Here is a 16392-nt window from a genome sequence, read left to right as displayed (position 1 = left end):
TATTTTGAACTACAATATTTACAGCATGAAAAAAATATTCATTTATATTTTAATTGGCTTATTTAGTGTTAATGCATTTGCGCAAAAAGAGAAATCTTCGAAGCTTAGCCCTAATCAAAGCCAATCAATGGAGGCGCGTTTAGTAGCTGGTTTACTAACCCAATATCATTATGAAAAGATTGCAATTGATGATGATCTATCACGAATCATTTTTGATGAATATCTTTCTTCACTTGATGTAAACAAGCATTATTTCCTTAAAGAAGACATAGAAGGCTTTCAGAAATATAGAGAACGTTTGGATGACCACATCAAGCTTGGTTATTTATTACCTCCTTTTGAAATCTTTAATGTTTTTAGAGAGCGTTTTTTCGAAAGAATGGACTATATAGAGAATGAATTATCTTTCGATTTCGATTATACAAAAGATGAGTATTTAACAGTTAATTCTGATTCTATTGATTACGTAGCATCCAAAGATGAATTAAATGATCGTTGGAGAAGATTAGTAAAAAGCCAAGCAATAGATTATAAATTGGATGACAAGGCAGACACTACGATTGCACGTTTAATTAAGGAGCGTTACAGCAGATTGAAGCAAACAATAGGAGAGTATGAAGGGCGAGATGTCTTCCAGTTATACATGAATACTTTCGCAGAAAGCTTTGATCCTCACAGCAGTTACTTTTCACCTATCACATCTGAAAACTTTAAAATTAGAATGAGCCAATCCTTAGAAGGAATTGGTGCAACCCTAACTACAGATGGGAATTATACTAGAGTGGCTTCAGTAGTACTAGGTGGACCTGCCTTTGAAAGCAAATTAATTAATACAGATGATAAAATATTAGCGGTAGCACAAGGTATTGAAGGTGAATTTGTGGATATCACCGGTTGGAGATTAGATGATGTTGTTCAAAAAATTAGAGGTCCGAAGGGAACAATCGTTCGTTTAAAAATTATTGAAGCGGGTACTCCAATTTCTACTGGCGTTCCTCAAGAAATCACGATCGTTAGAGATAAAATAAAATTAGATAATCAAGTTCCTTATGCTGAGGTAAAAGAGGTTTACCGTGATGGAAATCAATACAATGTAGGCATTATTACTATTCCTTCCTTTTACTTGAATTTTGAAGCCATGCGTAATGGTGAAGAAGATTATGGTAGCACTACCAGAGACGTTAAAGCGATTCTTGATACTATTAAATCAGAAGTAGATGGAATTGTAATTGATTTAAGATCAAATGGTGGTGGATCTTTACAAGAAGCTATAGAATTAAGTGGCTTATTTATTAAGGAAGGACCTGTTGTGCAGATTCGTGAATCAGATGGGAGTATTGAGTTAGGCGAAGATGAAGATGAAGAAATATATTATGATGGTCCTTTAACGGTTTTAACCAACAGATTCAGTGCTTCTGCTTCAGAAATCTTCTCAGGAGCAATTCAAGATTATAAAAGAGGTGTAATCATTGGAGAGAATACTTTTGGGAAAGGAACGGTTCAAAACTTAATCTCTTTAAATCAATTTGTGCCTAAAGTTCAAGATACATTAGGTCAGGTAAAATTAACTTTAGCAAAATACTATAGAGTAAATGGTAGCAGTACACAACATAAAGGAGTGTCACCTGATATTAAAATGCCATCGCCTTATGCTGCAAAAACTTTTGGTGAAAGCTCTTATGTACGTGCTCTAGAATGGGATCAAATAGAAAGCTCTAATTATCAGACTACCAAACACATAAATGATGATATACTGACGAAACTAAATGCCAAACACGAGAAAAGATTAGAGGAAGAGCCATATTTAAAAACGCTTAAAAATAACGTAAAAGAAGCGGTTAGCCAGCAAAGTATGTATAGAGTCAGCTTAAATATTGAGCAAAGAAAAGCTGAAAATGAAAAAGCTCTAGAGAGGCAAAACGCAGCTAACGAATTAAGTGAGAAAATATCTGCTGATCCTGAATTGGTGAATAAAATCAATACGGATGGCGAAATTAAAGACCCTTATTTAAGAGAAGGAGTTGTAGTGCTAGCAGACCTTATTGCATTAGGAATTGGTTAAAATGCTGAAGGTAAGAAGTTTTAGGGTGTAGGTTTTAAGTAAGGATGCAGATATCACTTGGGTCTGACCGAAGGTCAGAACCAATAGCAATTAGCATAGAAAGAATAACAATTAGGTCAGTACCAAAGGTCGGAATCATTAGCAATTTGGTCAGTACCGAAGGTCGGAACGATTAGCAAGTCAGTACCAATGGTCAGAACCATTAGCAATTTGGTCAGTACCAATGGTCAGAAGCATTAGCAATTTGGTCAGTACCAAAGTTCGGAACCAATAGCAACTTGGTCAGTACCGCAGGTCGGACCAAAAATAAAGCCCTTTAATAGACCATACCTAAAACTCTTTACTAATATTTGTCAAAAAAGTGACTGTAAAATCGCATTCAGAACCGATAGGATGATGCTAAAGAAGAAAGCCCACCAGAAACTTTTTACCACGAATCCCTTCAATATTTTATCCACCAACATGATCATTAATGCATTGATTACCAGTAGGAAAAGGCCTAAAGTAATAATTGTAATCGGGATGGTGAAAAATACCAATATAGGCTTGACGACTGCATTTACGATTCCTAAAATGATCGCCACCATAATAGCCTGACCAAAGCTTTCTAGCTTAATGCCAGATAATAATTTAGCACTTAAAAACACTGCAACAGCCGATAATAATAAACGAATTATAAATTCTGTTAAGTCCATAGCTTATATTTATTGGATGAGCACTGAAGTTAGAAAATTAATTTCAAGCTACCAATAAAGCAATATCTCGAATAATCAATAAATGCAGTATTTCTACTGAAAGAATATCCATAAAGTTTAAATAAGGAAGAGGATAATAAGAGTTGAATATCAGTGAGTTATAAATATATTCTCATCTTTTTATAGTTAAATACAAGTAGTTATCGGTGAAGGTAAAACTCAATCTCAATATTATGTTAAGTTGAGGATGAAAACTAGAGATTAATCAAGCCTATTCACCGCTCAGATAGAGAAGAGTAACCATAGCGAACAAGCCTCGTGTTCATAGTATAACAAATGGACTTTTTATGATTTTGAGAGGACTAACTTTTTTAATAATAGTAACATTTACCAGTTTTAATGCCCAGGCTCAGTTTGACTTAACTCTGGAATCAGGCGCTGCTTTTAATGGTTATAATGATGTGCGTTATGCAAATGCGGAAGGCAATAAAGGAGATCTATTTTCACTTACAGATGATTTTGAGGTGAATCAACCGGTCATTTATGCTAGGATAGAGGCTAAATTCCAGTTTTTGGATCGTAATATCATAGAGCTAACTGCCGCACCTTTAGCATTTGACTATACAAAAACAAGCGCTGAGAATATCGTATTCGGTGCTCATACTTACGGACTAAGTAATGATGAAGTCTCAGGGCGTTATGAATTCAATACCTATAGAGCCAGTTATCGCTATCAATTTATAGAGTCCGATCAATGGTATTTATCGGCTGGAGCTACCGTATTAATACGGGATGCTCGAATTGCATTAGCAGAAAGTAATCTGGAGGATGAAACCACAGACTTAGGCGTAGTACCGCTGCTTAGTTTTAATTTAAAACACTATACCTCAGACAATTTCCATCTATTGTTAAAAGGAGATGCTTTAGTAGGAACTGTTGGCCGAGCTGAAGATATATTGATTGGTGGCGAGTATCAATTCGGTGATTCAAATCTAAGCGCTCGTGCAGGCTATAGAATTATTGAAGGCGGTGCTGACATCGCACAAGTCTATAATTTCTCCTTAATTCATTTTGCTTCGGTAGGCTTGCAGTATAGTTTTCTTAGATAGGGCATTACAATTAAAAGTCTTTAGGTTTTAGGGCTATTATTATGCTTCATTACAAAGCGCATCAAGCGCATACATCAATCTGTTTTGAGCTCCTAATTGCGAGCCGAAAATGGAGCGATACAATTTCCCATCAGCTGTAATTAAAAGCCATTGCGGGGTACCTTCAGCATTAAACTGATCGTACACTTTGTGGTCCTGATCAAGATAAATAGGGAAGGGCAATTCCCCGCTGGTGAATATGCTCTTTATATCTTCCTCTGTAACAGGGAGTTTGTTGAAAATAGAGTGAATGCCAATTACTTGAAGATTATCATATTCTTGCTGATATTCATAGGCTAGAGGAATGGCACGACCCGTACATCCCAAACATTGGTTATTATAGATGATGATTAAAAGCGGCTTTCCCGCATACTTATCCATCAGGTTAAGCTCCTGATTATCAAAATCCTGTACTTTTATAGAGGGTATAGGGGCGATTTCTGTTTCCATGCCTGATCATTGTATTGAGATGCAAATTTAGCTATTTCAGAATACACAAACTCAATATTACTAGCATTTAGTTCAGGCTTGCAATATTTTCTAATATGGCAGATTCGAGGAGCCTATAAAAGATCTGTGCTTTAAATATTATGTTAAGTTAAATGGATTTATGAAAATCTCTTAAGAAAGTGGTAGTGATTCTACTGTGAGATGTATTCAATAATGAAAACAAAACTGATTGTTTATAAATGAATTGTAGAGCTCTAGGTAACTAGAGCTATTTATAATGCGCTATTTTCCTAAAGAGATTTTAAACTCCACATCTGTACTATGTATCGCAAAATAGAGCGCTGAGATTAGATGATTTATGAAGGAAGAAATTTAAAGCTGAAATAGAGCGGCTAAAATATAGAGGGCTTTACCATTGGGAATACATTCAAAAATAGAGCAATAGAAATTAAATGTTTATAGAACCATTGGTTTTACATGAAGAATCTAGATTGACTAGCGCTTCGCTAGAGGTAATCCTTATTCGGAAAATGATAAGATAGGTGGGAATTAAAAAACATAACTTAACATAATATAAATTATATAACCTTTATCCATAACAAAGTGATGCGATGTGTATATTTAGATTCTGATCCTCAAATAAAATAAGATCAGTCACAGCCAACAGTTGAGAAAATTTTTATTGTTTATCCCTGATTGCTCAGGATATTATTCCTCAATCTATTAATTTTCGACTGCACTATAATAAGATCATCCAAACATGAGACGTAAAATTCCGGAATCTACATTGCCTAAATTGAATCGATCGCAAATGATTACTGCTGAAGGATTACAAAAATTGCGGGATGAGCTGGATCATTTGTGGAAAGTGGAACGCCCAGAGACTACGGCCAAAGTTTCATGGGCCGCCAGTTTAGGCGACCGATCTGAAAATGCTGATTATCATTATAATAAAAAACGCTTACGTGAAATTGATAGCCGTGTTCGTTACCTGCGCAAATGCATTGATAACTTTAAAGTCATTCATTATCACCCTTCTCAGGAAGGCAAAGTAATGTTTGGCGCCTGGGTGGAAGTTGAGAATATTGATAGAGGATTAAAAAGACGATTTCGTATTGTGGGATATGAAGAGATTATTGGCAATAAAGACTATATTTCCATGGACTCTCCTCTTGCAAAAGCGCTTTTAAATAAAACTGAAGGCGATGAAGTCGTGGTTAAAACGCCTGCCGGTGAATTTAATTGGAGAATACTTAAGATTGACTACGAACAAACTGATACTTCTGATTCCTAAACCATCGGTTTTTTGCTTTCCGTCAGCGCTTATTTTTAAATTCATCATACGACAATTCATACAATTTCACTGGATGATCCGTTATGGGGACTTCAATATTACCCACATGACTAAAGCCAACCTTTTCTAAAACTTTGCTCGAGCCTAGGTTATCTACATTCGTGATTGCACAGACTTTACTGAGCCCATAGGTACCAAAGGCCAAATCTACCATTTTTTGAGCTGCTGCAGTGGCATAGCCCATCCCCTCATAGCGTTCTAAAATGGCGTAGCCGATATCAACCCCATTTATTCCTTCTCTATCATGTAGACTACAAGTTCCAATCTCCGCTTTTGTTTCACTATCCATAATAATATGGTTGACAAAAAAGCCTTTTTTCTTTAAATCAGGATGCATTTTGGCTAGTATATACTGCCTGGCATCCGCTTCAGATTTAATCCCCCTATCCCCGATTTTGGCCAGAAATTTAGCGCTGGTCATCAATTCAAATAATAAGGACGCATCTTCTGGTGCTACGGGTCTTATAGTAATTGCTTTTAAGGCTATGACATTCACTGGCTGCTGAGTTTAAAGAATACTTTATTTTTATTTTAATAAAAGTAGTGAAATAAATTAAACAGAATAATTGAGATAAAGCGACCTTAGTTTTTATAGCTATATAACTTAATTCCAGTTTGGTTTTCACTATAATCTGATGTATTTAGCAATAAATACCCATCTGATATGAAATAGCTAATATTTTTACGTCTGAAGCCATTGATAATCTCACCTTCAAACCGATCTATAATGGCTGTAGTTTCTACATTATATATGAAATTCTCAGCGGGTTCCTTTGCTCTTGCGCTATAATTCTTTTTAAATAGATAATGATGTCCTGAATTACCTATCCAGCCATGTGGTTCACCGAGTTCTTTATTTGAGAAGTATTCCACCACTTTTCCCGCAGCGACTTCTATAATTTTAAAACAATACTCTTTATCACAAGCACCATAAGCTGTAGATTCATAGTTGCTTACCGCAAGATATTGACCATCAGGAGAAAAGCTGTTCGCTAAATAGGAAGTTTTGGTAAAATTTTTTTTGATTTACATCATAGGCTACAATTCCAAAATTGCTTTGTATATCATTTGATCTAAAATAGATGGTATTCATCTGATCATTTTTAATCCAGTTCAATTGAAAGGGATAATAATGGTCCATTTCTAAGCTCACCTTTCTCCCATTATGTAATTAAGTATCTTCTTTACAGCTATTCTAAATGTTTCAGGATTTGTTCTGTACAAATAGCATTGAAATTAAAAGATTTATTACTTTTAAATACTAATGCTGTTTAATATGGATAAAAGAAAACTAAGTGCTGGAGAATTCATTGAGGAGCTAAAAAACATATCGAAAAGAAATTCAGGTGATGTAAAAATGGATAATATTATAATTGAAGAACCACTATCCCTAATAGGTATAGGCATGCAAAGCTTATCTTTTGAGGATTGTGAAATCTCTCAATTAAGTATTAGCTCTGAAATTCGAAAAAGCATTTCGCTTAATGGAATTAAAGGTGAATATATAAAAATTACCAACTTGGGATGCAATTTGATTTCTTTGAACAGCTGCACTTTAAACAGTTTGGATATTAAAAAGAATTTTAATGGAAAGTTAAATATAGGGCCTTCGAATGAAGTAAAAGACATATTATTTGAAAATATAATTCCATCTGGCGGAGAAATCTATTCTAAAAACAAAGTGGTGTTTTCTGACTGCAAACTAAAAGAATTACTCAAAATTAATACACGTGAATTAACCTTTTCGAACAATTCTAATATTATTAAGCTTGAACCAGAAAAATCAATAAATATTTTAAAATTCTTAGACTCCAGTTGTGGTCACCTTCAAACATCTCAACAAGGAAACTTAACCATTTCAGGTGAAAATGTTAATTTAACTACATTAGAAATCAATTATGATATCGGAGAATTAAATTTTCTTAATTCTTCATTACAAAAAATAAAACTTGAAGGGCACCAGACATCATTAAATAAAATATCGCTTTCAAATTGTAGAGGTTTAGAAAGCTTCACTTGTGATGGGTATTTCGTAAATGAGTTTTATGTAGACAGAATTGTGAACTACTCTAAATTCGAAATCACACATTCAAATATTAGTGATAGTTTAACGATGACTGACTGTGATCTTTCTGATGCTGTTTTTAATGACCTAAATCTATCATCCTGCACTTGCAAGTTTAATAGATCATTCTTGGTTGGTGCCAATTTTTTTAATATTCAGTGGAATGAAAAAGAAATGATAGGTAAGGAAAACAAAAAAGATCTTCAAGAACTAAGGGAAAGAAAAGAAGTATTTAGGCAATTAAAATATGCCCATTCAAAACAAGAAAATGCTCTGGACGCTTCTTTTTTTAAGGTTCAAGAATTAGAGTCCTATAGAAAGTTACTAAGTATTATTAGAACAAGAAATATAAGAGTTTTAGGAGATAGACTGATTCTATGGACTCATAAAGTTCTAGGTGGTTACGGAGTTAATGTCTGGGTTCCATTCTTCTGGTTATTTAGCGCTCACCTTCTATGGTTTTGTTTAAGTGAATTCTCCCCTTCAATCATGAATTCTGCAGATGATTTTAGCTGGACAAATACTAAACTGGCAATTGTTTCATATTTTTATTTTCTAAATCCAGTTCATCCTTTCTTTTACCAAGGGGAAAGAATTATGAGTGGCTGGGATATATTGATGCGACTTTCTTCAGGCTATTTTATCTTTTACTTTTTAAAGGCTAGCAGAAAATTTCACTAAGACTGGTTAGGAATCCAATTTAGTATTTTGCTAGAGGTACATATTTATTTATGTTTTATTGAAACCATGTTTATAAGCTTAAAATAGAATTAGAGTGTTTTTTAGATAAAATATAAGCTAATCATTTTCATCTGCTTCTTCTTCACTTAACTCAAGTCTCATTCTAGCACTTTGGACTAGGTCAGAATAGGTAATTATCTTAATATTCTTGTGGGAATCTTTCAACTCACGGTAAGCTCTTTCACAATTGGTGTTATAAGCATCTCTTGTTATTCTACCCCTAACACCATCCTCTAAATCATCATAGTCCTTAGCCCAAGTTCGCGTAGAGCCAATAATAATGAGTCCAGTTGGTCGAACCGTATCTACATTGATTAACTCACCAAGCTCGTCATTTAAGTATTCTCTTACAGTTTGATTGTTTATAAGGTATTCTCTATCGTTATCATTGGTTACTGAAGTAATATACCTTTCTGTTTGAGCAATCGCTTTTGATAGTTCCGAAGAGGCGTAGAACTTATTTCTTCGATCATCAAAGTCTAAGACAATGGTATCAGTTCTTTTTAATTCTACTACTTCAATATCTCCCAAACTCGTAATTAAAAGTAAATCAAATTGTGCCCGAGGAAACCGGTCGTTCATCACATACTTGCCTGTATTAATAAGAGCGGGAACTCCAAAAAGGGCGTGTTGCCCAAAGTCAGTTAATATTTTTTCCATTAAATGCTCTGGACCCTTAATGGAAGCTTGGGTGTATTGCTCGATTTGTTCAGCCCCAAGCTCTTTGGATCTTGGAACAGTCAAATTTCCTTCATCAATAATTATCTCTATCGTATTAAGCAACCATGAAACTTGTTTATTCACCTGTTTTTCCAGGACAATTTGAATATTCTCCCCTGGGTTTAATTGATTAGCTATTTCCTGAATGTCTGCTTGGGAGACTTCTCCACTTGCAATTACTTCTTGCAATCGAACACCCCAATCAATTTGATTTTCAGGAATAGCTAGTTCATATCCAAAGTTTTGAGCAATTAGAGGCTGTACTCGTGTTCTAAATCGAATGTTTTCATCTCTTCGTTCTTCTGTGTTTATAATCCTCAGTGTATCATAGAGTCCATAGGTGAGTTCAAGATTATTACCGTCAATTCTACTCTCAGTTGCACCAATGATAATACGATTTAAACCTTGATTATGCTGACTTCCTACGAGGGTGAATATTTTCTGAAATAAGTTTTTAGGTTTAGCTGATGAGCTACTTATTAAGGGAATTGTTTCATGTGAAAGTATTATCCTAGCTGAAAAGTCTGCTTCTCCTATTCGATCTTCAGATCTGGGGTAATATCTTCTCCGAGAATAGGTGATGGAATTCTCATTGAATGATATGAGCAATTGACCTTGGTAATAGATTCGGTTTCCATTTCTATTCAATTCCGGGTTATTATTCAGAATCCCGTTAATTCTTGTTTGTAGCTTTTCATATGGTGTTTTCCTAGCCATTTATACAACAAACCTTTTTTGAATTACTTTACAAATTATTCCGAAATGTTTATGTTTGACAGGCATATCTTTTAGGTTTTAGTTGAAAGTAATTAATAATCTCAATCTAGCACTTTTAGATTATATATAAAAGGCCTTTAGACCAATCAACTAAAATCTTAGATGAAAAATAGGGCGATCTCCCCTATTCCCATTTTTATTTTTTAATCCACGCATAAAAAATTCTAAAAAAATTTCACGCATATATGCGCGATGAATTTGAAGTACGCATATATTCTAGCTCTACAGAAAAACTTATGCGTACTTTTAAAATTTGAACCACGCATAATTTATTTTACAAAATAAAAATACGCATAATTTTATTTGGATAAAATTAAAAAAGCCATGCGTAAATATGGTTTTTGGCACAATGCTTGAATGTTCTATTAGCATATGTTCAACCCTAAACTTAATGCCTTATGAAAACTAAAGAAATTAGTGCTAGAGTATTTCGATTCGTTCGAAAATACCACAAATTCAGCCAGCAACAACTGGCAATTAAACTCAATGTGAATCAATCCACCATCTCCAAAGTAGAGCACGGAATTCATCTCCCCTCTGCCCAACTCTTGAAGTGCCTTGAGCAATTCATGAATAGCAGTATGCGAGAACTGGTAAGGCTATCCCGATTTGAATTAGCGTAGTATGTTCAACCTTTTAAATATAAATAAAAATGAAAACCCTAGATCAAATGACAAACGAGCAGTTGACTTATCTGAAGCAGAAATGGTCAGCAGAATCAAAAGAGTTAGATAGAGATATTGTGCGATCACAAGTACGATTGACCAATAAGCTGTCTAAACAGGAAATGGATCAAAGCGAAATTGATGCATTAAAGGATGATTTAGCCAAAGCGGAAAGCTTGTTGGCGCACTTAAACAGTACCAATGCGCCTCAAGAGATGATTGACAATCAGCAGGCTTTGTTAGACAAAATCAGCATGGAAGTAGAGACGGAATCGAAAGGTAGAAATGTGTTGACCCCAGAGGAAGCCTATCTTCAGCAAGCCAGTATCGATGAACTAAAATTGCAAAAGCAATACAGAGAAGATAAAATTATGGAAATTGAAAGTCTTCTAACCGCATAGCATATGATCATTTCATCGCCTTAAGCCCTTTGAGCAATTTTGTTCAAGGGGCTTTTTTGTGGGTGAGAACCACCCCGTCCTTCGGACTGGGTATTGAAACCACCCCGTCCTTCGGACACCCCTCCTTTGAAAGGAGGGGAGCCGGGAACTGCTTCTAGCAAACTTGGTAGTTATTTTATAATACTATCTAAAATTAGCACACTTTTTTTTAAGATGTAATTAAATATTAAGCACGCTGATTATGATTTGCACACTCTGCTGCTCCCCTTTTTAAGGGGAGCTTCCGCCACTAGGCGGATGAGGGGTTTTAATTATTCCCCTTTTAAGGGGAGATTCCGCTAGCTAGCGGATGAGGGGTATTATCTATTCCCCTGTTTAGGAGATATTCCGCTATTTAGCGTACAGAGGGGTTATTTCTTAAAACAGCTTTTAATACTCTCCAACACACTTTCTGTATGATCAAAAACCATTTTGTTTTCGAATCGAATCACTTTTATACCCTGGGCATTTAAAAATGCAGTTCTTTGCTGATCATATTCATAACCTGCATCTGTAAAATGGGCAGCGCCATCCAATTCAATGCATAACTTCTCAGCAGGACAATAGAAGTCCAAAATGTAATGACCTACGCTAAATTGCCTTCTAAATTTCCTTCCTTCTAGCTGTTTGTTTTTTAGAAAACTCCACAAATAGGCTTCAGCTGGGGTGCCATTGTTTCTAAGGTTTTTGCGGTAGGCTTTTAGTTCGGGTTTATTGTTTATTGGTTGATTTTTCACTTTTTGGGGAATTAAGCTTCATCAAGATATTAATTTTATTCTAATCTTATGATGCTAGGTATTTAAAAGTTATCAGTCCTGCTGCGGAATGGGATTTAAACCACCCCGTCCTGCGTACTTGTTGTTAAAACCACACCGTCCTTCGGACAAGGTATTGAAACCACCCCGTCCTGCGGACACGCCTCCTTTGCAAGGAGGGGAGCTGGGAACTGCTTCTAGCAAACTTGGTAGTTTAATTAATATCATATAATCCTTGAATTAATAATGTTGATAAAAATAAATGTTAAGCAGTCAGATTATGATTTGCACACTCTGCTGCTCCCCTTTTTAAGGGGAGCTTCCGCCAGTAGGCGGATGAGGGGTTTTAATTATTCCCCTTTTAAGGGGAGATGTCCGCCAACTGGTGGACAGAGGGGTATCATTTACCTCTGTTTATGGGAGCTTAACGAACCAAAATGCAAAAGATTGGTTAAGTTTGCATTCTTATTGAAATTTTTAGCATGATTAAAAAGTACCTTCCCTATTTTCCCATTTTTGGCTTGGCCATTTATTTAGTTGTTTTTACCCTCGCGGCATCGGATTATCCTGGAGGTTCTCAAAATCATGCGATTTATGAGGGGTATAGCTTCTTTCATAACTTTTTATGTGATGTGATGAATCCTGTGACGGAAGGTGGATTGGTAAACGAAGCTAGGGGTCTTGCCATAGTCTCACATCTGATATTGAGCCTTACCATGATCATTTTCTTTTACATACTACCCGATATTTTTCATTGGGAAAACAGAAAAACTCAGCTCATCAGAGTATTTGGGGTGCTTACCATGACGGCTTTTATATTTATGTATACGAGCTACCATGATGCAATTGTGGTGGTGACCGCTTTATTTGGAAGTGTAGCCTTAATCCCCTTCTTTATTGAGCTTACAAAATATTCAAACAAAGGATTTAAAAAGCTTGCCTATGCTTGCTATCTACTCAGTTTTGTGGTATTTGTGATTTTTGTAACGAAAATAGGCTTCTACTATCTTCCATTTTTACAAAAAATAGTATTCTTCCTGGATGCTTGGTGGGTCATTTGGGTTAGTGTTATTGTGATTAACAAACAGACATTAGTAGCGGAAAGAGCATAAGGTATTTCCAATAAAAAAACCCCTGGAAAACTTATGATCCAAGGGGCTATTTCTTTTACCGTTAAAAAAATCTGAATAGACATAGCTTAAAGCTTTGGCTAATTTAGAGTGAACAATAATTATAAAAGATAGCTATTATTTCTTCTGCATTTTGCACTACACTGCCTTCAGTAGGATAACCCTCTGCATTATAAGTATAACTAATGGTAGAGCTTTCATCTGCAACGAATGCCCCAGCCACTGCATCCCATTCTTCTTGCACAATAGAAACTACATTATGATCAGAAAAGTCCATGCCTGGAACATCAATGTAGAAGTAGAAGAATCCCCCTACCATTCGGTATGGGTTTGGATTAGAATCGTAAGTGTAGAAGCTTCTTTCAGTAACTAAGCCGCTCGATTGGTGAGAGTTTACCTGCTCGGGATCATTAGTAGTTGTGTTAGGGTAAATATAAGTATGGTAGCTGCCAGGAACAGTGTAATTTCCTGACCCATCATTATTATAAAATTGACTTTTTGTAAGTTGAGTGCCCGTATAGGTATTTACAATGCGTCCATTAAGTTCAAAGTTTCCAGCCCCTAAATTATCGTAATACAAATATTCTGAAATTCTACCGCTACCATCATAAAAGTATTCATACGCCCCATCAATACTTTCGGCTCGGATTACCTGATCATTGCCGTTATAGGTTAAGTTCACTTCAAAATATGGAGGTGCACTCTCCTGCTCCAATAAACCGATTACGTTCCCTGTGGTCTCATCATAATAGAGCTTGTATTCATTTTCCTCATCAGGATCCTCGTATTCTATGTATCGAACTCCTGTAAATTGACCTTCAATAAAACATTGATTTTCGGAATTTGTAAAGGTCACATCAATATCATTTGTACTATCATCAACCTCTATGGTAAAAGAAGAACTACCCGCTTCAAGTGTTGCATCAATTGTAATCGTGTAATGATCTTTTGGTTGGGGATTGTCGATAGTTCCTGAAACGGTTCTTGAGTCAGTTGTACCATCGGATTTTGTAAAATATAAAGTCGCATTTATGGTTAAGGGTCCAACCTCAAAATAACCCGATCTAGTCTCATCTTTTACAAAAATTAAGGCATCAGAACCTAAAGCTACTTCTGTTTCCCAATCATCAAAATTGGTTAAAACACTATCTGAATAAGCAACACTTACTTTTACATTGGCCAATTCGCTAGTTACGATTACCTCTTCTACTTCTCCTTTATTAATGGTGAATAATGAACTAGTACCATAATAATATGGATTATCGAAAGCAGCAGGCAGCAGGTTATTTGAATGAACCACCACATAATAATTACCTTCCGGCAATTCCACTTGTGCTGGCATGTCTGCAAATCTTTCAAAAGAGCTAACCTCATTATCTAATTCATCATAAATAATCACTTTAAAATCATCAGTATTGACAGACAATTGTCTATTAGTCTTTTGAATGTCAATATCTAAATTTAAGGCTAGTGACAAAAACCCTATTTCCTTTTCTGATTCTGGATCTGTGAGTTCTTCATTACAGGAAAGGAATGTGGCAAGGAATACAATGGCAAGATAACTAGATATAGTTTTCATAATAGGTTCTTAATGTGATAGTTATACCTAATTTATGAATAAAAAATGAAATAATTATAATATTTTGTTAAAACAATTTTTGGAGGTTTTGGGAATGTTGGGGGTTAGAAGTTGGATGTTGGATGATGGATGTTGGGGGTTTGATGTTGGATGATGGATGTTGGATGTTGGGAGTTGTGGATTAGAAGTTGTAGGTTGAATTTTCTTGTAAGACTTGGTTTAAAAATCTTTTTTCTTTTTTAAAAAGCTATAAGATACCACAGCATGACTGTTCCAAAAGCAAAAATTGGGGCTAGAATAATAAAAAAGATACCTCCTTGTCTAAAATCCTTTTGTTCCATCATACCCGTAGAATAGGCAATGGCATTTGCTGGAGTTGAAACGGGTAAAAGTACTGCGCAGGAGCAACTTAAGGCTACAATAATAGGACCAGTAATCCCAAATGGAAGGGCTAAACTGGCTGCTAATGGAACCAAAATAGAAGCCGCTGCCGTATTGCTCATCACATTGGATACTAGCACTGCCAGCACACTGAAGATTATCGTTACGAATAGGACTGATATAGGCAATGCATTAATCTCATTGATCACGATCTCAGCCAGTCCAACTTTAACAATGGCTATACCTAATGCCAAACCACCCGCTACTAGCATTAAGGTATCCCATGGTAGCTTGCGGACATGTTCCGCTCTGATAACCTGAGTAATGGTTAAAAATAAAATAGGAATGGCGGAGGTGGCAGCCACTGGCAAACCATGGAAATATTCAGTTAACCACATGATAATGGTCACACTCACGGTGATCATTACAGCTCTTCTTTTGAATTTATCAGTATTTTGATTGGGTTGTAAAATTTCATCGAGATTCAGTCTGACTTCCCCTAACTTTAATCTGCTTTTTAGAAAATACCAAAACATATAGACTAATATAATCACCATAGGAAATCCTATCGCCATCCAGTCGGTAAAGGAAATATAGATTCCCACTTCTTGCAATGCCCCAACCGCTATAGCATTTGGCGTGCTCCCAATAATGGTTCCCACTCCCCCTACGGATGCCGCTGCTGGTATGCCTGTTAAGATGGCTTTGGAGAAGGGAGATGATTTTCCGATCGTATGCACTAGCGGCAATACAGAGGTAATCATCATCGCTGTGGTGGCAGTGTTCGACATCACCATACTGGCTATGGCAGTAGTGAACATAAGGCCAAGCAATAATTTATCTTCCTGATTTCCAAATCGTTCTACCGTAAACCGAAATAATGCTCTGTCTAAACCTGCTATTCGCATACCTTCAGCCAGAAAAAAACCTCCTAACAATAACCAAATCACATTGCTAGTCCAGGTGCCGGTAAAAAGTTCTACTGGAAATTTTGTTTCTAATAAATAGTCTGTGCCAAAGCCAAAAGATAATAATGAGATGATGAGGATGCCAACTGCAAATGGTGGAATGGCTTCTGTAACCCATAAGCCTACAGATAATATACTAACCAAAAACACAAAATCTACAGCCTCACCGTATCCTAGCCTCCTAAAAAAATAAGAAATAATCAAAGCTATGAACAAATTGCCTATAAAGGTGGAAGTATTGAAAAGCCAGTTTAAATGCAGCTTTTTATACATCCTTCTAGCCGTTTTACGGGAATCATTAAAAAATCTCATAGGGGTAGAAATTAATAAGCAATTGTAGTTATTTAACTTTGCAAGTTTAGTATTTTTTTTCAACGATCTAAACCTAAGAGTAGTGCTATTTAAAGTAGAACTATAATATCATTGAACCTCAAATCCTTAATTTTACTTATTTTCTAGTGC

At 35.7% G+C, this 16392-nt stretch carries 15 protein-coding genes; 7 read left to right on the top strand and 8 right to left on the bottom strand.

Annotated elements, in window-relative coordinates:
- Positions 1-25: 25 nt before the first annotated feature.
- Complete coding sequence (locus QYS48_RS15510; protein WP_308356712.1) at positions 26-2062, top strand: carboxy terminal-processing peptidase; 2037 nt, start codon at positions 26-28, stop codon at positions 2060-2062.
- 353 nt (positions 2063-2415) lie between these two features.
- Here QYS48_RS15510 and QYS48_RS15505 read toward each other — a convergent pair whose 3' ends face one another.
- Entirely contained in the window at positions 2416-2757 is a 342-nt protein-coding gene (locus QYS48_RS15505; RefSeq protein ID WP_302125402.1) for a phage holin family protein, read from the bottom strand.
- A 347-nt stretch (positions 2758-3104) separates the two neighbouring features.
- Between QYS48_RS15505 and QYS48_RS15500 the strand changes: the two genes are divergently transcribed.
- On the top strand, positions 3105-3866 hold the full coding sequence (locus tag QYS48_RS15500; protein WP_308356711.1) for a hypothetical protein: 762 nt from the start codon (positions 3105-3107) through the stop codon (positions 3864-3866).
- A gap of 39 nt (positions 3867-3905) precedes the next feature.
- Here the strand turns inward: QYS48_RS15500 and QYS48_RS15495 are convergent, their stop codons facing one another.
- Positions 3906-4355, bottom strand: coding sequence for a redoxin domain-containing protein (locus QYS48_RS15495; protein ID WP_308356710.1), 450 nt, complete (start codon positions 4353-4355; stop codon positions 3906-3908).
- 760 nt (positions 4356-5115) lie between these two features.
- Here QYS48_RS15495 and greB point away from each other — a divergent pair.
- Positions 5116-5649, top strand: coding sequence for a transcription elongation factor GreB (gene greB, locus QYS48_RS15490; protein ID WP_308356709.1), 534 nt, complete (start codon positions 5116-5118; stop codon positions 5647-5649).
- Between the two features lie 22 nt (positions 5650-5671).
- Here greB and QYS48_RS15485 read toward each other — a convergent pair whose 3' ends face one another.
- Positions 5672-6205 carry a GNAT family N-acetyltransferase gene (locus tag QYS48_RS15485; RefSeq protein ID WP_302100639.1) on the bottom strand — a complete coding sequence of 178 codons (534 nt, stop codon included), beginning with the start codon at positions 6203-6205 and terminating at the stop codon, positions 5672-5674.
- An 86-nt stretch (positions 6206-6291) separates the two neighbouring features.
- Positions 6292-6582, bottom strand: coding sequence for a hypothetical protein (locus QYS48_RS15480; RefSeq protein ID WP_308356708.1), 291 nt, complete (start codon positions 6580-6582; stop codon positions 6292-6294).
- 403 nt (positions 6583-6985) lie between these two features.
- Between QYS48_RS15480 and QYS48_RS15475 the strand changes: the two genes are divergently transcribed.
- Positions 6986-8455 carry a hypothetical protein gene (locus tag QYS48_RS15475; protein ID WP_308356707.1) on the top strand — a complete coding sequence of 490 codons (1470 nt, stop codon included), beginning with the start codon at positions 6986-6988 and terminating at the stop codon, positions 8453-8455.
- Between the two features lie 117 nt (positions 8456-8572).
- On the opposite strand, the gene QYS48_RS15470 is transcribed toward QYS48_RS15475, so the two are convergent.
- The gene (locus tag QYS48_RS15470) at positions 8573-9952 is read right to left on the bottom strand and encodes a Shedu anti-phage system protein SduA domain-containing protein (protein WP_308356706.1); all 1380 of its coding nucleotides are present in this window, start codon (positions 9950-9952) and stop codon (positions 8573-8575) included.
- Between the two features lie 458 nt (positions 9953-10410).
- On the opposite strand from QYS48_RS15470, the gene QYS48_RS17115 reads away from it, so the two are divergent.
- Together QYS48_RS17115 and QYS48_RS15465 are read left to right on the top strand one after the other, a co-directional pair.
- Entirely contained in the window at positions 10411-10635 is a 225-nt protein-coding gene (locus QYS48_RS17115) for a helix-turn-helix domain-containing protein (protein ID WP_369592736.1), read from the top strand.
- A gap of 29 nt (positions 10636-10664) precedes the next feature.
- The gene (locus tag QYS48_RS15465) at positions 10665-11078 is read left to right on the top strand and encodes a hypothetical protein (protein WP_308356705.1); all 414 of its coding nucleotides are present in this window, start codon (positions 10665-10667) and stop codon (positions 11076-11078) included.
- A 410-nt stretch (positions 11079-11488) separates the two neighbouring features.
- On the opposite strand, the gene QYS48_RS15460 is transcribed toward QYS48_RS15465, so the two are convergent.
- A complete protein-coding gene (locus tag QYS48_RS15460) occupies positions 11489-11854 on the bottom strand; it encodes an endonuclease domain-containing protein (RefSeq protein WP_302100646.1) in 366 nt (121 codons plus the stop codon).
- A gap of 500 nt (positions 11855-12354) precedes the next feature.
- On the opposite strand from QYS48_RS15460, the gene QYS48_RS15455 reads away from it, so the two are divergent.
- A complete protein-coding gene (locus QYS48_RS15455; RefSeq protein WP_302100647.1) occupies positions 12355-12984 on the top strand; it encodes a hypothetical protein in 630 nt (209 codons plus the stop codon).
- 103 nt (positions 12985-13087) lie between these two features.
- On the opposite strand, the gene QYS48_RS15450 is transcribed toward QYS48_RS15455, so the two are convergent.
- Complete coding sequence (locus tag QYS48_RS15450) at positions 13088-14581, bottom strand: DUF4493 domain-containing protein (RefSeq protein WP_308356704.1); 1494 nt, start codon at positions 14579-14581, stop codon at positions 13088-13090.
- Between the two features lie 239 nt (positions 14582-14820).
- Positions 14821-16242 carry a DASS family sodium-coupled anion symporter gene (locus tag QYS48_RS15445; RefSeq protein ID WP_308356703.1) on the bottom strand — a complete coding sequence of 474 codons (1422 nt, stop codon included), beginning with the start codon at positions 16240-16242 and terminating at the stop codon, positions 14821-14823.
- Positions 16243-16392: the final 150 nt, after the last annotated feature.

This window comes from Marivirga arenosa (assembly GCF_030503895.2).
In the GTDB taxonomy this organism is placed as follows: domain Bacteria; phylum Bacteroidota; class Bacteroidia; order Cytophagales; family Cyclobacteriaceae; genus Marivirga; species Marivirga arenosa.
This window is presented reverse-complemented; position numbering and strand designations above follow the sequence as displayed.